We start from the raw sequence: 25,462 nt of genomic DNA, 5'->3' as shown, positions 1-25,462 counted from the left end.
TACAAACATCATGCTGCGGGGTGAGATTATGGGTGAACTTTATAATCCGTATCCGAAACTGCCGAAAAATATCCGGCAGGTCGGGGAGCGGGATCAGGTGGTAAAGCTTTATATTGAGGATTATGTTAATACATATCTGAAAAGACTGTATCCGGCCGGCGGACAGGATCTGCGGGTCGGCCTTCTGCTGGGGGAAATCCGCACGGAGGACGGCGTTCCGTATCTGTTTATTGACGGGGCGCTGGAGATGGAGCAGGTGACCCGGGAAGGGGAAAAGGTGGAATTTACGGAGGAAGCCTGGAAAAAAGCATATCAGGTCATGGAGCAGATGTTCCCCCACCGGAGTGTGCAGGGCTGGTTTCTGTGCGGAGCTCCGGGCTGCGCGTTAAGTCCGCTGGATTACTGGAAACAGCATGGACAGTATTTTTCCGGGAAAAACCAGCTGATGTACTTAAATTCCGGGCTGGAAGGGGAAGAAGCCATTTACACGGCTTCGGAGGATGGATTTTACAAACTCCGGGGGTACAGTATCTATTATGAGCGGAACCAGATGATGCAGGATTATATGGTCTCCAGAAAGGACGCAAGGCGCGTGGAGAGCGGAACCAGGGATATGGTAATCCAGGATTTCCGCGACCGGATGGAGGAGCGGCGCCAGAGTGTGGGACATGCCCGTTCTACCATCGGACTTCTGGGCGGAACCTGCAGTGTGCTGGCGGTTTTGGTCCTGGCCGGAGGCCTGGTCATGTTTGGGAATTACCGGAAAATGAAGGATATGGAGGCGGTGATCGCTTCGGTGATGCCATCGGCTGTTAAGAGCAGCGGGCTGCGTTCCTTTGCCGGGCAGAGTGGAGATGGCGAACTGGAGGTGGAGTCTGTGCCGGGAGAGGTTTACCCGACGCTGGCGGACATCGTGATTGATCAGGAGAGTGGAGATGGCGCGGATGCGGCTGGAAACAGCACTGCGGGAAGCGAAGCCGGCGCTGGTGTGGACGGAAGTGGAACAGGCAGTGCAGTCGGAGCCAGTGGGACGGGCAGCGCAGGAGCCGGTGTGGCAGCCAGCCAGGCTGGAAACGGAACAGGCAGTGCAGCCGCAGCCGGGAGCAAACATGCGGAAACAGCTGCTTCCGAAATCAGCGCACCCCACGGCGGAAACGCAGGCGCCTCCGCGGATGCGGCTCCTGCGGCAGCAGTGGTGCAGATTCCGTCCGATGCTGTAAAATATGTGGTTCAGGAGGGGGAAACCCTGTATGGAATCTGCATGGAACGGTATCACAGTATGGCTCAGATTCCACAGATCTGCGCATGGAACGGACTGGCGGATGAGAATCATATTTCCGTGGGGCAGGAGTTGTATCTTCCTGCGAAATGATGTATACTGAAACATATATCCTTCACTGCGAGAGGTAACGGAAAGGCTAGGAGACAAAAGAGATGAGTGATTTCGGCTCCATGAGCAGAGAAAGCAAGAAAGATAAGCTGCGCAGACAGATCGTCCGGCCGCAGCAGCCCGCATGGAACGCTGATCCGGAAGAAGACAGTGAAGCTGTGGTGCGCAAGGCCCACAACCGGGTTTTACGTCACAGGTGGGCCCTGGTGATTCTGGTGCTGCTTCTGATCGGAGGCGGCGCGGCGGCCTGGATTTTTTATCAGCGCAATTACCGCTATTCCGGTTATGATACGGCATGGCAGGTGGACTTAAACGAGGGAAGCCTCGTGGGCTATGAGAGTTTTGGAACGAATGTTTTAAAATATACCAAGGATGGCGCGTCCTATCTGGACAACCGCGGACGCACGGTCTGGACGGAAAGTTACGAAATGAATTCTCCGGTAATTTCCGTAAAAGGGGATTATGCCGCCATTGCGGACATGCAGGGGAACAGCATTTACATATGCAACACAGACGGCACACAGGGACAGGCTACAACGGTACTGCCCATCAGCAAGGTGGCAGTGTCCGGTACCGGTGTTACGGCAGCCGTGCTGGAGGATTCCACATCCAGCTACATCACGTTTTTCAAGAAAGACGGTACATCTCTGGATATCACCGTAAAAACCAATATGTCAGGAGACGGTTATCCGCTGGATATTGCGCTGTCGGATGACGGAACCCAGCTCATGTGTTCCTTTGTGTATCTGCAGGGCAGCGAGCTGAAAAACCGTGTGGTATTCTACGATTTTTCGGAGATCGGAAAGAACGTTCCGAACCGTCTGGTAGGTGGTTTTGACGATGAATTCCAGGGTGATATGGTACCCCGGGTAACATATATGGGTGATCCGTATTCCTGCGCGTTTTCCGGCAAGGCTCTGACTTTTTTCTCTTCCAGAAATCTGGCATCACCGGAGCTTCTGGAACAGAGAACCATAGAGGAGCGCATTGACAGCGTATTTTATTCCGACGAATACGCGGCAGCCATTGTCCGCAACACCAACGGAGAGTACGGAAGCCGTCTGGAGGTCTACAAAAAGGACGGAACCCATGTGCTGAGCAAGGAATTCAATTTCGAATATACCCATGCGGATTTTGATGGAGATCTGATCATCCTGTACAATGAAGATTCCTGCAGGATTTATAATATGAGTGGAACAGAAAAGTTTGACGCAACCTTCGACTTCCCTGTTTCGAGGATCAGAAAAGGGCGGTTCCCGGGAACACTGGTGGTAACCGGTCCGCAGCAGATGCGGGAGCTGAAGCTGCATTAACCACATATGCAATACAAAATTATATCATACCAGGAGGTCTCACCAATGAACACTATCGATACCATGTCTGTGAACGCGATCCGCGTATTATCCGCAGACGCGATCCAGAAAGCTAAATCCGGTCATCCGGGTCTCCCGTTAGGCAGTGCTCCGGCAGCATATGAGCTCTGGATGAACCACATGAACCACAATCCGGCAGATCCGCAGTGGGCAAACCGCGACCGCTTTATCTTATCCGGCGGTCATGGCTCCATGCTGTTATACTCCCTGCTCCATTTATTCGGATATGGCGATCTGTCCAAGGAAGATCTGATGAATTTCCGTCAGTTAGGCTCCAAGACCGCAGGCCATCCGGAGTATGGCCACACCGTTGGTGTTGAGGCTACCACCGGACCGTTAGGTGCCGGCATGGGCATGGCAGTCGGCATGGCAGCAGCAGAGGCACATCTGGCAGCCATCTTCAACAAAGAAAACTATCCGGTCGTTGACCATTACACCTATGTACTGGGCGGCGACGGCTGTATGATGGAAGGCATTTCCTCCGAGGCATTCTCCCTGGCAGGAACCCTGGGCCTCTCCAAGCTCATCGTATTATATGATTCCAACCGCATCTCCATCGAGGGAAGCACCGATATCGCATTCACCGAGAATGTACAGGAGCGCATGGCTGCATTTGGCTTCCAGACTCTGGACGTTGCAGATGGCAACAACTTAGAGGAAATCGGCAAAGCCATCGAGGAGGCAAAGGCAGATACCACCCGCCCGTCCTTCATCACCATCCATACCCAGATCGGTTACGGCTGCCCGGCTAAACAGGGCAAGGCAAGCGCGCATGGCGAGCCTTTAGGTGAGGAGAACATTGAGGCTATGAAGGACTTCCTGGGCTGGCCGTCTAAGGAGCCGTTCTATGTACCGCAGGAGGTTTATGACCACTACGCAAAGGCTGCAGAGGAGAAGGCAGAGGTTGAGGCAGCATGGAACGTGATGTTCGCTGCATACTGCCAGGAGTACCCGGAGATGGAAGCACTCTGGAACCAGTACTACGGCGGCACCGACGAGCTGGCAAAAGTACTCATGGAGGATGAGTCCTTCTGGGCAAACAGCGAGAAGGCTGAGGCAACCCGTAACCTGTCCGGCAAGGTCATCAACAAGTTAAAAGACCGCATGCCGAACCTGATCGGCGGTTCTGCTGACCTGGCTCCGTCCAACAAGACTCATATGAATGATGAGGCAGATTTCTCCAAGGCAGATTACGCTGGCAGAAACATGCACTTTGGCGTCCGGGAGCTGGCTATGACCGCAATCGGAAATGGTATGATGCTGCACGGCGGCCTGCGTACCTACGTATCCACCTTCTTCGTATTCAGTGATTACACCAAGCCGATGGCACGTCTGTCTGCTTTAATGAAACTGCCGTTAACCTTCGTATTCACCCACGACAGCATTGGCGTAGGTGAGGATGGCCCGACCCATGAGCCAATCGAGCAGCTGGCTATGTTCCGCGCAATGCCGAACTTCCATGTATTCCGTCCGTGTGACGCAACCGAGACCGCAGCTGCATGGTACAGCGCAGTAACCTCCAAGACCACCCCGACCGCACTGGTACTTTCCAGACAGAACCTGGCTCCGATGCCGGGCAGCTGCAAGGATACGTTAAAGGGCGGCTATGTCATCGATGACTGCGAGGGAACCCCGGATCTGATCCTCATTGCTTCCGGTTCCGAGGTAGAGTTATCTGTAAAGGCAAAAGAGATTCTGGCAGCAGAGGGCAGAAAGGTACGCGTCGTATCCATGCCGTGTATGGATCTGTTCGAGGAGCAGTCCGCAGAATACAAGGAGTCCGTACTTCCGAAAGCTGTTCGCAAACGTGTTGCGGTAGAAGCACTGAGCGACTTTGGCTGGGGCAAATATGTTGGCCTGGACGGCGCATGTGTGACCATGACTGGTTTCGGTGCAAGCGGTCCGGCAGCACAGCTCTTTGAGCACTTTGGATTTACTGCAGAGCACGTTGCTGAGGTAGCACGCAGCCTGTAAGATATGATAAAATGAACATGTAGTCCGTACCGCCCGGCAGAAAACTGCCGGGCGATGTGGGTTTTGGGAAGGAGCAAGATATGCACGAAAGCGAAAAAAAATGCATTGGAATTGACGTGGGGGGAACTTCAGTCAAGATCGGTTTATTTGAAACGGATGGCACCCTGCTGTTTAAATGGGAGGTTCCGACCAGAAAAGAAGAGGGCGGCCGCTATATATTAGAGGATGTGGCAGCATCCATCCGGGAAGTCCTCACGGAAAAAGAGATCCATCTGTCAGATATCCTTGGAGCAGGCATGGGAATTCCGGGGCCGGTTCTGCCGGACGGTTATGTGGAGGTCTGCGTAAACCTGGGCTGGCGGGATGTGAACCCGCAGAAAGAACTGAGCGCCATGCTGGACAACATTCCGGTTAAGAGCGGAAACGATGCCAATGTGGCAGCCCTGGGCGAGATGTGGCGCGGCGGCGGCATGGGCTTTACCGATATTGTCATGGTAACCCTGGGAACCGGCGTGGGCGGCGGCATTATCATTGATGAGAAGATCATTGCCGGAAAACACGGACTGGGCGGAGAAATCGGCCATATTCATATCCGCGATGAAGAGTGGGAACACTGTAACTGCGGCGGAGTGGGCTGCGTGGAGCAGATTGCCAGCGCCACCGGCATTGCCAGAGAGGCAAGACGCCGCATGGCCGGAGAAGAGACTCCGTCCGTCCTTCGCCAGTATGGGGATGATGTAACCGCGAAGGATGTTCTGGATGCAGCGAAGGCCGGAGATGAGCTGGCTCTCTCCGTTGTGGAGACCGTGGGCCGTTATCTGGGCATGGCGCTGGCAGGTATTGCCATGACCGTGGATCCGGAGATGTTTGTCATTGGCGGCGGCGTTTCCAAGGCAGGCCAGTTCCTGATCGATATCATTGACAAATACTATCAGCATTACTCTCCGATTTCCCAGAACAAGGGTATCATTGGACTTGCGAAGCTGGGAAATGACGCGGGAATCTACGGGGCAGCCCGCCTGGTACTTGGGTAGAATAGCAAATGTATTGAAAAAAGAAATACCCGGAGCGTGATTGCTCCGGGTAAACTATTGCAAAACCGCGTAAAATCATATAAAATGAGGAGACCCCGGTGGACTTTCGTCCAACCGGGGCAATTATGAAAAATCTATGTGCAATTTGACTGTTTCATCAAGTTACAACCGTTTTCTTAAGATGTTTTTAGTATAGGGGAAAGTTGTGAATAAATTATGAACAACGAATGAACAAACTGTAAAACATAGTGCAAAATCTATAATTATATTTCGCGTGGAAACGATTCTTTGTGAAAATAGCAAAAAGAGATTCTAATAAATACCAACAAGAGGAGGACATTATGTCAGAAGAGAGAAGAAGACGGACCATCGTAATCGGTCATAAGAATCCGGATACCGATTCCATCTGTTCCGCAATCTGCTACGCAGCATTAAAATCCAAAATCACCGGAAAAGAGTATGTGGCAGGCCGTGCCGGTCATGTCAACGAGGAGACCCAGTATGTACTGAACTACTTCAGCGTAGAGGCTCCGCAGCTGGTAGAGAGCGTAAAGACCCAGGTGAAGGATATTGAAATCCGCGCGACCAAGGGTGTGGACCGCAACATTTCCTTAAAGAAAGCATGGAACCTGATGCAGGATGCCCATGTTGTAACCCTGCCGGCAGTCAGCGCGAAGGGTGTGCTGGAAGGCCTGATCACCGTCGGTGATATCACCAAATCCTACATGAACGTGTTAGACAGCAGCATTCTTTCCAAAGCGCACACCCAGTACAAGAACATTCTGGAGACCCTGGAGGGCGCTATGGTTGTGGGCGATGAGAATGATTACTTTGATCAGGGTAAGGTTCTGATTGCAGCAGCAAACCCGGACATGATGGAGTACTACATTTCCGAGCATGACCTGGTTATCCTGGGAAACCGTTACGAGTCCCAGCTGTGCGCCATCGAGATGGAGGCAGACTGCATCATCGTCTGCGAGGGCGCGGCCGTTTCCATGACCATCCGCAAGCTGGCTCAGGAGCATGGCTGCACCGTTATGACTACTCCGTACGATGCTTACACCGCAGCACGTCTCATCAACCAGAGTATGCCGATTGGCCATTTCATGAAGACCGAGGACCTGATCACCTTTGAGGACAGCGACTGCATCGATGATGTGAAAGAGGTTATGGCAAGCAAACGTCACCGTGACTTCCCGGTTCTGGACAAGGACGGCAAATACCTGGGCATGATCTCCCGCAGAAACTTACTGGGTGCCAAGGGAAAGCAGATCATCCTGGTAGACCATAACGAGAAAAACCAGGCGGTAGACGGTCTGGAGAACGCGGACATCCAGGAGATCATCGACCATCATAAGCTGGGTACTGTTGAGACCATCTCTCCGGTATTCTTCCGCAACCAGCCGGTGGGCTGCACCGCAACCATCGTTTACCAGATGTACCATGAGAACAATGTGGAGATTGACAAGGCCACCGCAGGCATGCTCTGCAGCGCGATCATCTCCGATACCCTGTTATTCCGTTCCCCGACCTGCACTCCGATTGATAAAATGGCAGCTACCGAGCTTGCAAAGATTGCTGAGATTGACATGGACCGCTACGCAGCAGACATGTTCTCCGCAGGAAGCAACCTGCGCGGCAAGAGCAATGACGAGATCTTCTATCAGGATTTCAAGCTGTTCAACTCCGGCAAGACCAGCTACGGCGTAGGCCAGATCAGCTCCCTGAACGCAGACGAGCTGGTAGAGTTAAAAGAGCGCCTGCTTCCCTTCTTAAAGAAGCCGCATGAGGAGCACGGCGTGGATATGATCTTCTTTATGCTGACCAATATCCTGACCGAGTCCACCTCCCTGCTCTGCGAGGGCGAGGGCGCAGAGGAACTCATCCGTACCGCATTCCATATGGAAGAAGCCGGTGCAGACGATGAGGCTAACGTGGTAGAGCTTCCGGGCGTGGTATCCAGAAAGAAACAGCTGATCCCGTCCATCATGATTGCCTGCGAGGCATAAGGAGAAAATTATGGGAAAACAGAGCTGGCGGGGCGGCAACATGCTGTACCCGGTTCCGGCCGTGATGGTAAGCTGCACACGGCCGGGCGAAAAGCCAAACATTATAACGGTAGCCTGGGCCGGAACCGTCTGCTCTGCCCCGGCTATGCTCTCCATTTCCGTGCGGAAGGAGCGCTATTCTTACGACATCATCAAAGAGACCGGAGAGTTTGTGGTGAATCTGGTGACGAAGGATCTGGTGTTTGCCACCGATTACTGCGGCGTGAAATCCGGCCGCGACACCGATAAATTCAAAGAGATGAAGCTGACACCGCTTCCATCTCAGCACATCAGCGCGCCGGGCATTGCGGAGAGTCCGTTAAACCTGGAGTGCAAGGTAAAACAGGTGGTGGAGCTTGGAAGTCACGATATGTTTATTGCGGAGATTCTGGGTGTCACCGTGGATGACCGCTACATGGATGAGAAGGGAACCTTCCATTTAAATGACGCGAAGCTGGTAAGCTACTCCCACGGAACCTATTTTGAACTGGGAGAGAAGATCGGCACATTCGGATACTCAGTACGGAAAGATGACAAAAAGACTGTTCGCGGAAAAACTGCCGGAAAGGTGAGCGGGAAAAAGAACAGCAGAGAAAACCGGAAAGACAACAGCAAACGTTCAGAAGCAGCGAAGCACACACGGAGGAAAGCGAAATGAAATCAAACATTACCCTGGTAGGCATGCCGGCATCCGGCAAGAGCACCATTGGCGTTCTGCTGGCAAAACGCCTTGGCTATTCATTTGTAGATGTGGACATCGTGATCCAGGAGAAGACTGGACAGCTCTTAAAAGAGATCATCGCGGAGCGCGGGACGGACGGCTTTTTGAAGGTTGAAGAAGACATCAATGCAGAGCTGGAGACGGAGCGTTCCGTGATTGCTCCGGGTGGCAGCGTGATCTACGGACCGAAGGCCATGGAACACCTGCATGAGATCAGCACCGTGGTGTACTTAAAGCTGAGCTATGAAGATGTAAAGCAGCGCCTGGGTGACTTGAAAGACCGTGGTGTGGCCTTAAAGGATGGCATGACCCTGTTAGATCTTTACAATGAGCGCGTGCCGCTTTATGAAAAGTATGCGGATGTGACCATTGATGAGACCGGAAAGACGCTGGGTGCCTGCGTGGACGAACTCCGTAAGATTATGGAACAGCGGATGGAGGACAGCGAACTGTCCCGGTAGAACATTGCCGGGAGCAAGTACGCGGCCTGTGACAGCGGTACTACACTAGGTTCATGACGGGTTTCCAGCATTCCATCAGCCGCTCCAGCGAGAAGGCCGCGTTGGCGGGACTGGTGGACGGGCAGAGCACGGCCGGACGTCCGGTGACCGGTTCACAGTAGCGTCCGTAAAGCCGGAATGCCGTACCACCGTTGGCGATGATCGTTTGGATATCGGCTGCTTTCAAAATCCGGCTGATGTCCGCGGGAACCGCATTTTTGATACTGCTGTCGCTGGATCCTTTGATATCACAGGATGCAATGACATCCCAGAGAGCAAGACCATGTGTGAGAAGCATGGTCTTTTTTTCGTCTATGGACTGGGGAACCGGTACATTTAAAAGCAGTGCCATGAGCTTCCAGAAGCGGTTCTGCGGGTGTCCGTAGTAGAACTGGTTCTCCCGGGACTTCACGGAAGGAAAGCTTCCGAGGATCAGGATGCGGGAGTGTTCATCAAAGACCGGCTCAAAAGTATGCTGAACATGGGTGTAGCCTGGTGGAAGCGGATGGAAACTGGTATTCATGGAAAACCTCTTTCTGCGGGAAATCATTCGGACAATTCCCGCCTGTAAACAGTAGTGAACCCGTGACTGTGAAGGCACGGAACAGTTACGTTAACTGTATGCTTTTTTCAGGAGAAAGTCAATATCGCGGGCTTGAGGCTATGCAGCCTCAATGCTGTTCCCGCGTTGCGCAAACGGTAACGTAGCCTCTTTTGTTATGCTGCGTCTTGTGCTATACTAATTTCATAACTGTTCAGTACCCTCACAGTTACGGGCAAAAATCCATTGAAAATTGCCTTCGGCAATGGGATTTTTGCCTGCAAGCCCATGTTTTCATACGGTCAGCGCAGTGAATGCGCAGACCTACTGAACAGTTACCTAATTTCATATGTTATGAAAGTGAATGGCAGTTCGTGCATTGCATGAATTGGAACAAACTGACAGGAAAAAGGGGCATGGTGCTATGGAACAGGATGAGAAACAGAAGGCAGTGGCCGATCTTCTGACCGATTTATCAGAGGAACATCTCTGGGCGTGTATCGTGGCGTTTCAGGGAGAACCGCTTCGCACCATGTCCGGGCTTCCGTATTCCTACACATTAAAGGAAGGAAAGCACGGCGGCCTGACAAAGGAACTCTGGGTCGACCGGCGGGAGAACAGCAAGTCCATCACCTGGAGCTCCATTCGGATGGCATTCCGGAATGTGCTGAAGATGAAAGAAGGCCTGGCAGAGGGAGAAAAGCCCTATGTGAAACGGCCGAAAGCGCTGGGCGATATCCGCGGAGTCTCTTATATTTATCCGCTCTTTGACCGGTTTGGCCTGATTGAGACTGGCGCGGGAAAACGAAGTGACGCGGAGCAAGGAGTACAGCTGTGCCTGCAGCTGGAAGAGATGACAGAAGGTGAACCGACATGAACTTAAAGGAACAGCAGTATGTATGCGCGCTGGCGCGCTGCCAGAGCCTTTCCCGGGCGGCGGAGGAGCTTTTCATTTCTCCCTCGGCGCTGAGTGTTTACATCAGCAATCTGGAAAAATATCTGGGAGTACGTCTGTTTGAGCGTATGGGAAGAGGCAAGGCCTTTGTACTGACATCCATCGGAGAAGAATATGTGGTGCGGGCCGAGAAAATGCTGGAGCTGAAGGCAGAATTCGACAGGCTGGTGGAGAATGAACTGCACAGGAGCCATCCGGCTATCCGCGTGGGAATCCAGCAGCGCCGTGCCATTTCCATTGTGCCAGAGGTATTGCAGCGTTTCATGGAAAAGTATCCGGATGTGGAAGTGATCTTTCGGGACGGAAATCAGGCAGAACTGATGAAGATGTTTCAGGAAGGCTCCGTAGATTACATAATTTCCGTGTGTTCAGAGGAGATTCCGGATGTGGTCCGCACGGAAATTGCCAGAGAACGGGTTCTTCTGGCTCTTCCGGAGCATCATCCGGCCATTGCGCATGCCTGTCAGGTGGGAAATGAACCATATCCGCACCTGGATGTGCGATACCTGGACCGGGAAACATTTATTATTCCGATGGCAGGCCAGAGCATGCGTATGACAGCGAACCGCATCTTTCAGCAGGCCCGTATCCGCCCCGGGCGTCTGATCGAGATTAGTCATTTTGACGTGATCATGAGCATGGTGAATATTGGACTTGGGATTGGATTTAACCGCCTTGGATATATCCATGATATGCAGAAGTTTGAGCATGTGCGTTATTTCTTTGTGGATCATGACGCTTACCGCTCAAGCCTGGAGCTGATCCGTCGGAAAGGCCATGTGATTTCTGACTGTGAACGGGATTTCCTGGATATTCTGGTCAAGACCATTCAAAGCCGGTATGGCATGGAAGCGGTGGGGAAATACAAAGATACAACCGATACAGAAAACGGACAATAATTGCGCTAATATGACAAACAATTCAAAAAATTTAAAACGGTTTTAAGAAAAACCAAATGGTAAAAAGCCACCATTACTGTTATACTTTAAAAAAATAAAGTTTAACAGGAGGTGGCTTTTGGTATGAGTACCAAGAAAAAGTTTCGTGTACCGCACAGCTTTATGATCGTATTTTCGATCATCATTGCGGCTGTACTCTTAACCTGGATCATTCCGGCCGGCGAGTATGTCCGCGTGGAGAATGCGGATGGCATTAAGGTTATTGATCCGACCCAGTTTAACTACATTGCGAGAACTCCGGTGAATCCGCTGCTGATCCCAATGTACATTGTAAAAGCGTTTATCAAACGTGTGGATATCATGCTGGTTATCTTATTCTCCGGCGGCGCGTTCCACATGCTGACCCAGTCCGGCGCGCTGCAGGCAGTGATCGCAAAGCTGGCAAAGAAATTCTCCAACAACCTGTATGTGTTCATTCCGATCCTGACCCTGATGTTTGGCCTGATCTGCACCACCCAGGCGGTAAACATGTTCATCGCCTTTGCTCCGGTTATGGTGATGCTGGCACTGGCCATCGGACTTGATTCCATCACTGGTGCTGCTATCATTCTGCTTGGCGGCGCGATTGGATTCTCCACTGGTACCTTAAACCCGAGTACCACGGTCGTTGCGCAGAAAATCGCAGAGCTTCCGCTGTACTCCGGTATTGGATATCGCTGGGTATGCTTCGCAGTTTACTATGTAATCACCAATATCTTCCTGGTTCGCTATGCGTTAAAGATCAAAAAGGACCCGACCAAGAGCCCGATGTATGACCTGGATCAGAACAGTGAGCTTCGCGCAGGCGGTGGTCTGAAAGATTTCGGTACCATCGATACCCGCAAGGTATTAAACATCATTGCCCTGGTTGTTTCCCTGGGTGTAGTCATCTACGGAAGCATCAAGTTTGGCTGGGATATGCCGGAGATGGCAGCCATGTTCATCTGGCTGGCTATCGTGGTTGGCATCATTTCCGGATTTGATTCTGATACCATCTGCAAGAACTTCCTGGAAGGCTGCAAGAAGATGATGTCCGCTATGATCATCATTGGTCTGGCACAGTCCATCAGCGCCATCATGTCCGATGGTAAGATCATCGACACCGTTGTACATAGCCTGGCTGGCGGACTTGGCAGTGTGCCGACCCTGCTTCAGGCACCGGCTATGCTGATTGCCAACACCATCATCAACGTGTTCCTGACTTCCGGTTCCGGACAGGCAGCAGCCGTTATGCCGATCCTGGTTCCGCTTTCCGATCTGATCGGCGTGACCAGACAGACTGCAGTTCTGGCATTCAACTTTGGTGACGGCTTCTGTAACTACATTCTGCCGACCTCTACCGCGCTGATGGGTATCATCAGTGCCTGCAACATCCCGTATGACCGCTGGATGCGTTTCATGTGGAAGATGTTTGCCATCTGGCTGGTTGTCGGAACGGTGATGCTTGTCATTGCGCAGCTGATCAATTACGGACCAATGTAAAGATGTTCGAAAAGGAGTAAAACATGAGTGATAAAAATTCCCTGTTCCAGGCCATTGACGCGCAGCGTGACGTGCTGTGCTCCATGGCGGATCAGATTTTTGACAATCCGGAGTACGAGGGCGAAGAGGTATTTGCCAGCGGCCTGTTAACGGATTACCTGAAAAAGAATGGTTTTGAAGTAGAGATGGGCGTGGGCGGTTTCAAGACCGCGTTCCGCGCCACCTACAGTCACGGCGAAGGCGGCCCGGTTCTTGGTATTCTCTGCGAGTACGATGCGCTCCGCAACCTGGGACATGGCTGCGGCCATCATATGCAGGGGCCGGGATGCCTTGGAGCTGCAATTGCCCTGAAGAATCTGGAAACAGACAAGCCGTTCCAGATTGTGGTATACGGAACTCCGGCCGAGGAGACCTTCGGCAGCAAGGTGCAGATGATCCAGAATGGCTGCTTTAAGGAGCTGGATGTGGCTTTCATGATGCACGGCGGTCCGAATACCTGTACTGATATCAAGTGCCTGGCTCAGAAGAGCTATGAGGTAACCTTCCACGGCCACCGCGCCCACGCGGCACTGGCACCGGAGAAGGGCCGCAGCGCTTTCGATGCCATGCTTGTGGCATTCCAGGGTGTTGAGTTTTTGCGGGAGCATGTGCCGGATGACGTGCGCATGCATTACTGCATGACAGAGCTTCCGGGCCCGTCCAACGTAGTTCCTGCTACCGCAAAGGGCGAGTTCTCCCTGCGTTCCTTCTCCAGAAAGGAACTGGAGGAGGTCAGTGTGCGCTTCCAGGATATCATCAAGGGCGCAGCGCTGATCGCGGGCGTAACCTACGAGATTGAGGACGGAACCTTCTTCTACAACAAGATTCCGGTTCTGGGATTAAACAAGCTTCTGATGGACAATGCCGAGCTTGTGGGAGCACCGCAGCTGGCACCGCCCCGGGAGAAGACTGGTTCCACGGATTTCGGCAACGTTATGTACGAGATTCCGGGTTCCTGCATCCGTGTGGCCTTTGTTCCGGAGGGAACCGCATCCCATTCTCAGGAGTTTGTGGACGCAGGCAAGAGCGAGAGCGCGCACAACTGCGTGATCTACGGCGCAAAGACCATTGCCGGAGCCTGCTACGATCTGCTTACAACAGAAGGACTGTTAGACCAGATCAAGGCAGAATTTGCTGAGAACAAAAAGAAAAACCAGTAACATTACAATCAGGAAAAGAAATGCAGCTGCATGGATTATAGTGAAAGAGACTATATTCGTGCAGCTGACGCAAAAAGAAAGAGGGCTGACGCGAATGTCGGTCCTCTTTTTTTGGGGAAAGCCTGCGGCGCAGAAAGGAAGATTATCATGAACACGAAGAAAAAATGGAAGGAACTGGGGACCGATGCCCTGTTTGATTTTGCCGGGGCGTTTTTGCAGGCAGTGGGCGTCTGGTGCTTTATTGAGCCGAGCCGCATTGCGCCGGGCGGGGTTTCCGGCATTGCACTGATGATCAACCACCTGTTTGCGCTGCCTATTGGTGCGGTGAGCCTGGTTATTAACATCCCGCTGCTGCTGGCGTCCTGGTGCCTGTTAGACCGTGCCATGACCCTCAAAACTGTCCGGACAGTTGTCTGGATGAGTGTGATCCAGGATCTGGTGTCCGCGGCCGGAATCTGGCAGTACGAGGGAGACCGGCTGATTTCCTGCGGCTTTGGCGGAATCTTTGTGGGGGTCGGCATGGCGCTGATCTTTATGCGGAACTCCACTACCGGAGGCGGGGATATCCTGGCAAGGCTTCTGCAGAAGCTCTGTCCCTATATGCAGACCGGTTACGCCATCATGCTGGTGGACTTTGTGATTGTGGGAACTTCGATTCTGGTGTTTGGCGAGATCGAGGCAGCGCTGTATGGCATCATTTCCATTGTCTGCACGACCCAGGCAGTGGATACGCTGCTCTATGGTATGAATAAGGGAAGCCTGATCACCATTCACTCAGAGAAGAATGAGGAGATCGCAAGGGAAATTATGGAGACCATGGACCGCGGCACCACGTTTTATAAAAGTATTGGCGGCTACAGCGGGAAAGAGGGACTGACCCTGACCTGTGCCGTGGACCGCAAGCAGTTTCATGTGGTAAAGGAGATCATTGACCGGCATGACCCAAGGGCATTTGTGATCGTGTCACCGACCAAAGAAACCTATGGAGAGGGCTTTATCGGGGATTACCGGAAGTTGTAGAAATGGAAAATGCGGCAGAAATAAAAAATGCATAGAAGACAGAAACATGGCCTTGCGTTCCTGTATTCCCTGTGTTATACTCTTACCCGTTGCAAAGCCCACAAAAACAAGGTCGTACAGGGCTTTCAAGGCGGTCACCGCCTTAAAATGTGCCGAGTGTTCGTGACCTTCCACTCGTAAAACAAAACTAAAGGAGAACTGAATATGAACAAACAGCGTAACTACTCTAAAACTGGCCGTATTACCCAGGGCGCAGCGATTGCGGCTCTCTATGTGGCTCTGACCATGATCGTAGCACCGATCGCTTTCGGTCCGGTCCAGTTCCGGATTTCCGAGGCACTCTGCGTGCTTCCGTACTTTTTGCCGAGCGCGGTACCAGGTGTGACCATTGGATGCTTCCTTGCCAATCTGCTCTGCGGAGCAGCGCCGCTTGATGTGGTATTCGGCAGTCTGGCAACCCTGATCGGGGCAGTTGGTTCTTACTATCTTGGGAAGAAGAACAAATGGCTGGTATGTGTTCCGCCGATCCTTGCCAATACCATCATCGTTCCCTGGGTGCTGCGCTATGCGTACGGCTCCACAGACCTGATCCCATATGCTATGGTGACAGTAGGAATCGGAGAGATTCTGGCCATCGGCGTGCTGGGCAATATCCTGCTTCTGGCACTGGAGCGGAGCCACAGAGCGGTATTCGCACAGTAAAAATATTATGTTACAGCAAATTGTTATTTTCTACAGCATTTCCATGTAAGCCAGGAGCTGGTCTAACAGTCCAAGTCCGATCCAGATGAGGATCAGCAGGACTACGGCTCCTGCAATGAAAAATACGAGTTTGTAAAAGAGGTAGGCCCGGGCGAATTCTTTTCGTGCCGGGTCTTCTTCATGCCTGGCTTCATGAAAAAGGTAAAACCAGCCGACAATGGGCATATTCATGCACATGAAGGTGAAAAACCAGGAGCGGACGGAAGGCGTCCACCAGCGCTCACAAAAGGAGCGGCTGGTGCGGCGCTTTTTTTGCTGTGCGGATCGAAGAGCTGCCAACGGCGTGCTCGCGGATTGTGCCGGTTTGCCGGATTCCTGTGTATCCGGCAGAGTCAGGCGGGGAAGAACTGCAGTTTCCTGATCTGCGCGTTTTTCCAGTGCTGCCTGGATCTTTGCGGTGTCCACCGGAACTTCCTCTGTATCCGGCGCCTGCGGGCCGGTCAGGTTTTCTGGAGCAATAGGTTCTGATTCAGAAAGATGATCCTTCATTTAGTTGTTCCCTCCTGTTGTTGGTGCTGAGAGCGCGGGCTGTGAAGCGGAACCGGGGGCAGCTCCCGGACCGGCTGCCGGTGCTGCGGCCGGTTGGGAAGTCCAGGTGTTCCAGCTTCGTTTTGCCTGATTTAAGTAGCTTCGTAAGGATTGCTGTTCCAGAACAATCTGCTGCTGGTCGGCCGCCTGGGATTCCGCTTTGGCTTCTTCCTCTGCCTGTTTTGCAGCCTGCCATTCGCTTTCGGTCGGCAGGGTGGCAATGCGGTCGATGGCTTTCTGGAGACGGTCTTTGTAGGAAGCAGCTTCCTCGTAGGTCTCAACCAGAGAAAGCTTGCTGATGGCATTCTGTACCAGGTCCTCTGCGTCCTCGGACTGATATTCCAGATTTTCCACATCCCGCAGGGCACTTAAGAAGGTATTCTTGCGGGTCTGGATTTCCTGATTCTTTCTGGCTGTGATGGCGTCTTCCTCAGCCTTTTTCTGGGCCTCAGCTTTTTCCTTTGCCTTCTGTGCCTCATACAGTGCGATGGTATCCTGCATCTCACTGATGATCGGGGCAAATTCCTCATTGCGTTTTGTCATGCGTTCCAGAAGCTCGGTGCGCTTGTCGCTGCCGTCCATCAGGTTCAGTTTGGAGATGATGCTCTGGTACTGTTCTTTTACCCAGTAGGTGTCCTCTACGGTCTCAATGGTCTTGTCCTCAAAGGCGGTTACCGCTGCTTCCAGATCTTCTTCCAGTTTGCGCTGCTCTTTATCATGAAGGCTCTGCTCGGCGCGTTCATGCAGGGTTGCGCTGAACAGGTCTGTGATGCCGCTTTTGGAGTCGGTGGTCATTTCCACGGTGGCTGGCTGTTCCCAGTCCAGAAGCTCTTTGCCTTCGTGAATCTGGTCCATGACCTGCTTCCAGATCTTTCCGGCGTAGGTTTTTCCGTAGATGCCCGGCATAGACCGCGGAGTGTCGTAGCCAACCCAGACCGCAGTGGTGTAGTAGCGGGTATAGCCACAGAACCAGGTGTCCTTGCTGCTGTTGGTGGTACCAGTCTTTCCGGCTGCCGGCATTCCGCTTTCCAGAGCCAGGCCATAGCCGGTTCCGTAGGATTCGTTGAGTGTTCCCTTTAAAACATCCGTCAGCATATAGGCGGAATCCTGCTGATAGACCACCTGGGAATGGGCTTTTAAGTTTTTGGTCAGCTCGCCGTTATGTTCATGATCGATCTTGCGGATACAGGTCTGGTCGTTGTATACACCGCCGTTTGCCAGGGTGCTGTAGCCCTTTGCCATATCCACAACCCGGACGCCGTTGGTGAAACCACCGATACTTAAGGACGGCACGCCATTATCAATGTAGGTGAGCTTCTGGAACTCCATCTCGCCCAGATAGTTTAAGCCGTAGTCTATGCCAATGTCGGTGAGAATCTGCCAGGCCACGGTGTTTAAACTGCGGTTTAAGGCCTCGCGGACAGACACATTGCCATAGTAGGAGCCGCCGCTGTTGGATGGGCCGTCCTCCCACTTGTGGTCGTTGACCAGGCGGGCCGGATAGTATTCGCCGGTATCAAAAGCAGGGCCATAGTCGATCAGAGGCTTGATGGTACTTCCCGGCTGTCTCGCGCTTAAGTAAGCACGGTTGTAGACATCGTCCACGCCGCGGCCGCCAACCACAGCTACGACGCTGTTAGTCATATTGTCCACGATCACACCGGCACCCTGCAGGGCGTATTTTCCGTTATCCTGAAGTTCTGTGTATGGGGACAGAACTTCATCAAGCTGGGTCTGCAATGTGTTCTGCAGATCCTGGTCCAGAGTCGTGTAGATGCGGTAGCCGCCAGCGCGGATGTCGTCGGCCTTCTCTGTGTAGGTGGCCTGATAGTTTTCCATATAAGTATCGTAATCGGATTTATCTTTGAAGATGTACTGGAACTGGAAATTGTCCAGCTTCATGAGCGCCAGTGCAGCGCAGTGGATGGCATAGCTGCTCATGTAGTTCTCATCACTTCCCTCGCCTTCCTCCTGAACGATGCTTAAGGGCTGGCTGATGGCATTCTGGTAAGCATCTTCTGTGAGATAACCAACCTCAAGCATGCTGTGCAGCACATCGTTTCGTTTCTTTAAAGAGGCTTCCGGGTTGCGGACGGGGTTGTAGGCGGTGGGGCTGTTGCTGATGCCGACCAACACAGCGGCCTCGTAAGGCTCTAAGTCGCTGGCATCTTTGCCGAAGTAGTAGCGGCTGGCAGCTTCCACGCCATAGCAGTGGTTGCCGTAGAAATTGGTGTTGCAGTAAAATTCCATGATATCTGCCTTGGAATACTTTTTCTCAATTTCCGGCGCCAGCAGGATTTCCACGATTTTTCGGGTAAAGCTCTGTTCCTGGGTCAGGTAGGTATTCTTTACCACCTGCTGGGTGATGGTGCTGCCGCCCTGGGTGATCTCGCCGCGGTTTTTGACGAGGGCAAGACCCGCACGGAAGGTGGCGATCCAGTCAACGCCGGTGTGGGATTTGAAACGCCGGTCCTCCTGGGCAATGTAAGCATTCTGCAGATTCATGCTGATCTGGTTAATGGGGACATATTCGTAATGTCCGGCATTGATCAGGCCAATCAGCTGGTCGTTCTTATCGTATATTTCTGTGTCGGACAGCATACTGAAGTCCTGGCGCTGCATCTGTGCCAGTTTATCGTAGGCAACTTCCCGGCAGTGGTCCAGCTCCGGACGTACTTTTGCGTAGATGAGCAGGCCGATGAGGCCGCACAAAATCAGTCCGCAGGTCAGAAGATGCAGGATGGACTGAAACAGCCATCCAAGGATTCCGAACAGGCTGACAAAAAAGCCGGAAAAGGCATGCATAAGCGAATGTGGTGTAGGATTAGATTTCATAGTATGTTACCTCTGTAAACAGACTCCTTTCGTTCCTTTTTTCCTTCCAATTATATTACAATTTGTGCGGAAAGACTAGAAAAACATTGACTTTTCCGGCAAAAGGAAGTAAAAAGGAAAAGAATATGAAGCAGCATATTATATAAGAAGAATATGAACAATAAAAAAAGGATGGAAACCAGTATGTATCAGATAGATTTTAAGAAACCCATTGCTATTCATTTTATCGGAATCGGCGGTATCAGCATGAGCGGCCTGGCAGAGATTCTGCTGCGGGAAGGTTTTCGCGTCAGTGGTTCAGACGCCCATGAGAGCGAACTGACCGACCACCTGGCAGCAGCCGGCGCAAAGGTGATGTATGGCCAGGCAGCAGCCAATATTACCGATGAGATTGAACTGGTGGTGTACACCGCAGCAGTTCATGCGGATAACCCGGAGTACGCCGAGGTCGTGCGCCGCGGCATTCCGATGATGACCCGCGCAGAGCTTTTGGGCCAGATCATGAAAAACTATGGAGAGGCCATTGCTATTTCCGGAACTCACGGCAAGACCACCACGACTTCCATGGTAACCGAGATTCTTCTGGCAGCCGAGAAAGATCCGACCATCTCTGTGGGCGGAATCCTGCATTCCATTGGCGGTAACATTCGTGTGGGCGGACCGGAGCTGTTTGTAACCGAGGCCTGTGAGTACACCAACAGCTTCCTTTCCTTCTTCCCGACCATGGAGATCATTTTAAATATAGAAGCAGACCATCTGGACTTTTTCAAGGATCTGGACGATATCCGCCATTCCTTCCGCCTGTTTGCGGAGAAGCTGGATGAAAAAGGACTTCTGATCATCAACCGGGATATTAAGAATTATGAGGAGATCAGCGGCGGCCTGCCTTGTAAGGTGGTTACCTTCGGACACAGCGCAGAGAGCGATTACAGCGCCGCGGATATTACATATGACGCCTTCGCCCGCCCGACCTTTACCCTGATGGAGCGGGGAAAGGCAGCCGGAACCATTACCCTTGGCGTACCGGGTGAGCACAATGTATACAATGCTCTGGCAGCCATTGCCGCTGCGAAGGCACTGGGTATTCCGGATGCAGCCATTGCGGACGGGCTGCTGCACTTTACCGGAACCGACCGCCGGTTCGAGAAAAAGGGTGAGTTAAACGGCATCACCATCATTGACGACTACGCGCATCATCCACAGGAGATTGCGGCTACCTTAAAGGCAGCACACAATTATCCACATAAGAAACTGTGGTGTGTGTTCCAGCCGCATACCTACACCCGCACCAAAGCATTCCTGGATGAGTTTGCCGAGGCCCTTTCCGCAGCGGACGCAGTTGTTCTTGCCGACATCTACGCGGCCAGAGAGACCGATACCCTGGGTATCAGCTCCGCGGATATTGCTTCCCGCATTGAAAAACTGGGCACGGAAGTCCATTATTTCCCAACCTTTGAGGAAATTGAAGCATTTCTTTTAAAAAATTGTTCCACCGGTGATCTGTTGATAACTATGGGGGCCGGAGACATTGTAAAAGTTGGGGAAAAGCTCTTAAATAAATAGTTATCCACATTATCCACATAGTTTTCCACTTTTTATGTAAAGGGACTATGTGGATTTTTTAATTTACATAAGAAGAAATCTAAAAATTTAAAAACCCACGGTTTTATCTACAATTCGACACGTTTCGAGTGCTTTTGGCGGACAGGAAAAATGTTTATATCCACATTATCCACATTATCCACAATGAATTCTGTGGATAAACTCGCCTATTTCTTTTTGAAATTGGATGTGGTACACTGTTAGCAGACAGGAAAGGTGAGATTTTTATGAGTTTTACATATCATTTCCAGGTGGACGCAATCCTGGTTTCCAACGAATTTATTGACCGTTACCTGGCGGAAGCCAGCGGGGAGTATGTGAAGGTGTATCTGTATCTGCTCCGCCATAAAGATGAGCCCGTGAGTCTTGAAAGAATAGCGGATGGCCTGAACCATACGGAGGCGGATATCCGCCGGGCAATCCTTTACTGGGAGAAGCTGGGAGTCTTAAGCACAGACGGTCTTCTGACACAGCAGTCTGCAGCAGGGACGGGCACCGGTCCGATGAAGCAGGACGCAGCGGCAAAGCAGGGAACACTTCCAAAGCAGACAGCAGCTACAGAGCAGGCAGCGGCCGCAGCTTTGGCAGCAGAGACAAAAGGCGCGCGGCCGGTATACAGCCAGGATCAGGTAAACCGCCTGCAGGGAGACGGGGAGTTTTCAGAACTTCTTTACATAGCCCAGCGCTATTTGAACAAGATCTTCACCCAGCGGGAGCTGGAGGTGTTCGCCTATCTTTATGATGGCCTGCATATGTCGGCAGAGCTTCTGGAATACGTGGTGGAGCACTGCGTGCAGGGCGGCCACACCAGCATCCGTTATATAGAGACAGTTGCCATCAGCTGGCATGAAAAGGGTTTTGCCACGGTGGAACAGGCCAAGGCTTACGCCAGCGGCTTCACCAAAAACTCCTTTTCCGTCATGCGGGCTTTTGGCCTGACCGGAAGAAACCCGGCTGAGACAGAGAGGGAGATGATTGAGCGCTGGTTCGGAGAGTACGGCTTTACCAAAGAGGTGGTGTTAGAGGCCTGCAACCGTACCATGGAGGCTACCCACAATCCCAGCTTCCGCTATGCGGACCGGATCCTTTCCGAATGGAGAAAGGCGGGAGTCCACAGCCTGAACGACATTTCGGTGCTGGATGAAAAGTACAAAGGCCAGAAGAATCAGAAAAACCAGAAAAACAGCCGTCAGGCGAACAACCAGTTCCTGAATTTTGAGCAGAGAAACACCGACTATGATTCTATGGTGCTGAATCAGGTGAAGGACTGGATCGGAGAACAGTAGCGGGCAGCCCGGGCAGCGGAACATGCCGCAGTCAGAGGACAGACCATGAAGAAGGAGAGTAAGTTATGGCACTGAGCAATTCCCAGTACAACGCGGTGATGCGCGGGTATGAAGAACGGCAGCGCCTGCAGCGCCGTGCCATGGAGGCACGGACGCAGGAAGTATACAAAAAAATACCACAGATTCAGGAGCTGGACCGCCAGATCAGCAGCCGGGCAGCGGACTGCGCCAGACGGGTACTGGGCGGAGACACAAAGGCCCGGGAACACTTAAAGGAAGATCTGGCGGATTTAAAGGAGCAGAAGCTGACCCTCTTAAAAGCGGCCGGATATCCGGCTGACTATATGGAGCTTCGCTATGACTGTCCGGACTGCCAGGATACCGGCTACGCGAATGGAAAACGGTGCCACTGCTTTGAGCGGCAGCGCCTGAATATTCTTTATGCCCAGTCCAATATTGAGGCAGTTTTAAAAGAAGAGAATTTCGACCACCTCCGCTTTGATTTTTACGATGATACCGAGAAAGTTCCCCAGCTTGGCATGACAGAGCGGGCCTACATGGAGGTTGTGGTGCGGCAGTGCCGGGAGTTTGCGCAGCAGTATCCGGACAAGGGAAACAGCATTCTCTTTACCGGCGGCACTGGTGTGGGAAAGACTTTTCTTACCAACTGCATTGCCAAAGAACTCATTGACCGTTGCATTTCGGTCATTTATCTGTCCTCCAACGAGCTGTTTGAAATTTTTTCCAAATACAAATTCGGACGGGACAGCGAGGAGGATGTGGAGGAGAGCTACCGCTACATTCTGGACTGTGACATGCTCATCATCGATGACCTGGGAACGGAGCTGAACAACTCCTTTGTTTCCTCCCAGCTTTTCTACTGCATCAACGAGCGCATCGGCAGGAAGAAGGGAACCATCATTTCCACGAATCTGTCCATGGGCATGTTAAAGGATACCTATTCGGACCGTGTCACATCCCGCATCATGAGCAATTACCGTGTCATCCCCCTTTACGGCGCGGATATCCGCATGAAGAAACGGGCCACAAGATTGTGAAAAACATATCATCCCTTATAAAAGCGGGGATTGGCTTGACTTAACTGAGGCATAATGATATAAAAGAAACGATGCGGCGGCATCCTTCAGATTCTGCCATATCATAAAACAAAGATAAATAATACACATTGCATGGAGGAAAAGATGATTTACGAAGAGAAGACCATTGAGACCATTCCGGTAGGACCATTAGGACTGATCCCGTTAAAGAGCTGCGCAACCCTGGGGGCAAAGGTAAACGACTGGCTGGTCGAGTGGAGAAAGGAACGTGAGAGTGAGCACAAATCCACCATCGCGTTTGCAGGCTATCAGAGAGATTCTTACATTATTGAGGCCAAGACCCCGCGTTTCGGTTCCGGTGAAGGCAAGGGAACCATTGAGTCTTCCATTCGTGGTGATGATCTTTACATCATGGTAGATGTGTGTAACTATAATCTGACCTACTCTCTGTGCGGCATGACCAACCACATGTCTCCGGATGACCATTTCCAGGACTTAAAGCGTGTTATTGCGGCAGCAGCCGGCAAGGCGCGTCGTATCAATGTCATCATGCCTTTCCTCTATGAGAGCCGTCAGCACAAGCGTTCCGGCCGTGAGTCCTTAGACTGCGCCCTGGCACTGCAGGAGCTGACCAACATGGGCGTGGAGAATATCATTACCTTCGACGCTCACGACCCGCGTGTACAGAACGCAATCCCGTTAAAGGGCTTTGAGACCGTACAGCCGATCTACCAGTTCATCAAGTACCTGTTAAAGAACGAGACGGAGCTTCAGATCGACAGTGACCACATGATGGTCATCAGCCCGGATGAGGGCGGTATGGGCCGTGCTGTTTACTTCGCAAACGTCCTGGGCCTGGATATGGGTATGTTCTACAAGCGCCGCGATTATACCAAGATCGTAAACGGCCGCAACCCGATCGTGGCTCACGAGTTCTTAGGCTCCAGCGTAGAGGGCAAGGACGTTATCATTGTGGATGATATGATCTCCTCCGGCGAGAGCATGCTGGATGTCGCAAAAGAGTTAAAGCGCAGAAAAGCAAGAAAGGTATTTATCTGCGCAACCTTCGGCCTGTTCACCAACGGACTGGCTAAATTTGATGAGTATTATGAGAACGGCCTGATCGACCGGATCCTGACCACCAACGTGGTATACCAGACTCCGGAGCTGTTATCCAGACCGTACTACATTGACGTAGATATGAGTAAGTACATTGCCCTGATCATCGACAACTTAAATCACGATGATTCCTTAAGTGAGCTGTTAAGCCCGACCAAGCGCATCAACAAGCTCCTGGACAAGTACCGCAATAAATAAGGTGGTTATTTCATGAGTGAAGACAGAACAAATAAAGATCCGCTTCTGGGCGGACTTGACGGCATGCGCGCCGGACAGACATGGGAAGGCGCACCGGAGAACCTGAATGCCGGTGAAAACGGACAGACTGTGCCAGAGACAGGCAGCGCTGCCGCGGACTCCGGACAGGAGCAGGAAACCTTCTCTGCCGAAGAATTGCAGACTGCTGAGGAAGAGGCGAGAAAGATCGCGCACGAGCTGCACAGAGAGGCGGTAAAGACCGGAAACACGGAAAAAGAAATCGAAGTACCGCACATCGAATCGTCAGAGCGCAAAAAGAAAAACGCACGAAAAGAAGACTCTGACGAAAAAGAAAAAAAGTCAGGCGGTCTGGGAAAAGAAATCTTTGAGTGGGTCAAGATTGTTGTGTCTGCAGCACTCATTGCTTTTGTACTGAATACGTTTATCATTGCCAACAGCGAGGTGCCGAGCGGTTCCATGGAAAACACCATCATGACGGGAGACCGCGTGATCGGTTCCAGGCTTTCCTACCGCTTTGAAGATCCAAAACGCGGCGATATTGCCATCTTCCGCTTCCCGGACAATGAAAAGATTTATTATGTAAAGCGTATCATCGGACTGCCGGGTGAGACCGTGGACATTGTGGACGGCAAAGTCTACATCAACGGCTCAGACGAGCCGCTGGATGAGCCGTATATCCGCGAACCTATGATTCCGGAGGAGCCCATGCATTTTGAAGTGCCGGAGAACAGCTATTTCATGATGGGTGACAACCGGAACTACTCCATGGATGCCCGCCGCTGGGAGAATACCTATGTAAAGCGTGAGAAGATCATTGCAAAGGTATTGTTCCGCTACTTCCCGAAACCGGGAATCCTGAAATAAAAATATTGCGAAAA

21 protein-coding genes are annotated in these 25,462 nt (G+C 52.0%); 18 read left to right on the top strand and 3 right to left on the bottom strand.

Annotated features, from left to right (window positions below; genetic code table 11):
• Nucleotides 1–28 precede the first annotated feature (28 nt).
• The 7 genes from WMO41_RS10275 (at nt 29) to WMO41_RS10245 (ending at nt 9,001) form a co-directional block, all read left to right on the top strand.
• The gene (locus WMO41_RS10275; RefSeq protein WP_494338447.1) at nt 29–1,372 is read left to right on the top strand and encodes a LysM peptidoglycan-binding domain-containing protein; all 1,344 of its coding nucleotides are present in this window, start codon (nt 29–31) and stop codon (nt 1,370–1,372) included.
• A gap of 62 nt (nt 1,373–1,434) precedes the next feature.
• Nucleotides 1,435–2,703: a DUF5711 family protein gene (locus WMO41_RS10270; protein WP_349229663.1), complete on the top strand. Its 1,269-nt coding sequence runs from the start codon at nt 1,435–1,437 to the stop codon at nt 2,701–2,703.
• 45 nt (nt 2,704–2,748) lie between these two features.
• On the top strand, nt 2,749–4,737 hold the full coding sequence (tkt, locus tag WMO41_RS10265; RefSeq protein ID WP_349229662.1) for a transketolase: 1,989 nt from the start codon (nt 2,749–2,751) through the stop codon (nt 4,735–4,737).
• An 80-nt stretch (nt 4,738–4,817) separates the two neighbouring features.
• Nucleotides 4,818–5,771, top strand: coding sequence for an ROK family glucokinase (locus WMO41_RS10260; RefSeq protein WP_349229661.1), 954 nt, complete (start codon nt 4,818–4,820; stop codon nt 5,769–5,771).
• 341 nt (nt 5,772–6,112) lie between these two features.
• Nucleotides 6,113–7,780: a putative manganese-dependent inorganic diphosphatase gene (locus WMO41_RS10255; protein WP_349229660.1), complete on the top strand. Its 1,668-nt coding sequence runs from the start codon at nt 6,113–6,115 to the stop codon at nt 7,778–7,780.
• Between the two features lie 10 nt (nt 7,781–7,790).
• Nucleotides 7,791–8,477 (top strand): flavin reductase family protein, encoded by a 687-nt coding sequence (locus tag WMO41_RS10250; RefSeq protein ID WP_349229659.1) that lies wholly within the window; start codon nt 7,791–7,793, stop codon nt 8,475–8,477.
• The gene (locus WMO41_RS10245; RefSeq protein ID WP_349229658.1) at nt 8,474–9,001 is read left to right on the top strand and encodes a shikimate kinase; all 528 of its coding nucleotides are present in this window, start codon (nt 8,474–8,476) and stop codon (nt 8,999–9,001) included. Before WMO41_RS10250 ends, WMO41_RS10245 begins: the two co-directional genes overlap by 4 nt.
• 40 nt (nt 9,002–9,041) lie before the next feature.
• On the opposite strand, the gene WMO41_RS10240 is transcribed toward WMO41_RS10245, so the two are convergent.
• Nucleotides 9,042–9,563, bottom strand: a complete 522-nt coding sequence (locus WMO41_RS10240; RefSeq protein WP_349229657.1) for a DNA-deoxyinosine glycosylase — start codon at nt 9,561–9,563, stop codon at nt 9,042–9,044.
• A gap of 442 nt (nt 9,564–10,005) precedes the next feature.
• Here WMO41_RS10240 and WMO41_RS10235 point away from each other — a divergent pair, with 442 nt between their 5' ends.
• The 6 genes from WMO41_RS10235 (at nt 10,006) to WMO41_RS10210 (ending at nt 15,877) form a co-directional block, all read left to right on the top strand.
• Nucleotides 10,006–10,458: a hypothetical protein gene (locus WMO41_RS10235; RefSeq protein ID WP_349229656.1), complete on the top strand. Its 453-nt coding sequence runs from the start codon at nt 10,006–10,008 to the stop codon at nt 10,456–10,458.
• Nucleotides 10,455–11,435, top strand: a complete 981-nt coding sequence (locus WMO41_RS10230; protein WP_349229655.1) for a LysR family transcriptional regulator — start codon at nt 10,455–10,457, stop codon at nt 11,433–11,435. The genes WMO41_RS10235 and WMO41_RS10230 overlap by 4 nt, the downstream gene beginning before the upstream one ends.
• 123 nt (nt 11,436–11,558) lie before the next feature.
• Nucleotides 11,559–12,956 (top strand): YfcC family protein, encoded by a 1,398-nt coding sequence (locus tag WMO41_RS10225; protein WP_349229654.1) that lies wholly within the window; start codon nt 11,559–11,561, stop codon nt 12,954–12,956.
• Between the two features lie 23 nt (nt 12,957–12,979).
• Entirely contained in the window at nt 12,980–14,155 is a 1,176-nt protein-coding gene (locus WMO41_RS10220) for a M20 family metallopeptidase (RefSeq protein ID WP_349229653.1), read from the top strand.
• A gap of 147 nt (nt 14,156–14,302) precedes the next feature.
• Nucleotides 14,303–15,175, top strand: coding sequence for a YitT family protein (locus tag WMO41_RS10215; RefSeq protein WP_349229652.1), 873 nt, complete (start codon nt 14,303–14,305; stop codon nt 15,173–15,175).
• 204 nt (nt 15,176–15,379) lie between these two features.
• Complete coding sequence (locus WMO41_RS10210) at nt 15,380–15,877, top strand: QueT transporter family protein (RefSeq protein ID WP_177292020.1); 498 nt, start codon at nt 15,380–15,382, stop codon at nt 15,875–15,877.
• 30 nt (nt 15,878–15,907) lie between these two features.
• Here WMO41_RS10210 and WMO41_RS10205 read toward each other — a convergent pair whose 3' ends face one another.
• Nucleotides 15,908–16,426, bottom strand: a complete 519-nt coding sequence (locus WMO41_RS10205) for a hypothetical protein (RefSeq protein WP_349229651.1) — start codon at nt 16,424–16,426, stop codon at nt 15,908–15,910.
• Nucleotides 16,427–19,300: a transglycosylase domain-containing protein gene (locus WMO41_RS10200; protein ID WP_349229650.1), complete on the bottom strand. Its 2,874-nt coding sequence runs from the start codon at nt 19,298–19,300 to the stop codon at nt 16,427–16,429.
• A 183-nt stretch (nt 19,301–19,483) separates the two neighbouring features.
• Between WMO41_RS10200 and murC the strand changes: the two genes are divergently transcribed.
• The 5 genes from murC (at nt 19,484) to lepB (ending at nt 25,448) form a co-directional block, all read left to right on the top strand.
• A complete protein-coding gene (murC, locus tag WMO41_RS10195; RefSeq protein WP_349229649.1) occupies nt 19,484–20,863 on the top strand; it encodes a UDP-N-acetylmuramate--L-alanine ligase in 1,380 nt (459 codons plus the stop codon).
• 266 nt (nt 20,864–21,129) lie between these two features.
• A complete protein-coding gene (locus WMO41_RS10190; RefSeq protein WP_349229648.1) occupies nt 21,130–22,188 on the top strand; it encodes a DnaD domain protein in 1,059 nt (352 codons plus the stop codon).
• Between the two features lie 65 nt (nt 22,189–22,253).
• Nucleotides 22,254–23,246 (top strand): ATP-binding protein, encoded by a 993-nt coding sequence (locus tag WMO41_RS10185; RefSeq protein ID WP_349229647.1) that lies wholly within the window; start codon nt 22,254–22,256, stop codon nt 23,244–23,246.
• A 144-nt stretch (nt 23,247–23,390) separates the two neighbouring features.
• On the top strand, nt 23,391–24,563 hold the full coding sequence (locus WMO41_RS10180; protein WP_349229646.1) for a ribose-phosphate pyrophosphokinase: 1,173 nt from the start codon (nt 23,391–23,393) through the stop codon (nt 24,561–24,563).
• A 369-nt stretch (nt 24,564–24,932) separates the two neighbouring features.
• Nucleotides 24,933–25,448 (top strand): signal peptidase I, encoded by a 516-nt coding sequence (lepB, locus tag WMO41_RS10175; RefSeq protein WP_349229686.1) that lies wholly within the window; start codon nt 24,933–24,935, stop codon nt 25,446–25,448.
• Nucleotides 25,449–25,462: the final 14 nt, after the last annotated feature.

The organism is Ventrimonas faecis (assembly GCF_040096075.1).
GTDB lineage: Bacteria > Bacillota > Clostridia > Lachnospirales > Lachnospiraceae > Brotaphodocola > Brotaphodocola faecis.
The sequence above is the reverse complement of the archived record's forward strand: the minus strand, read 5'-3'. Positions and strand labels throughout refer to the sequence as shown.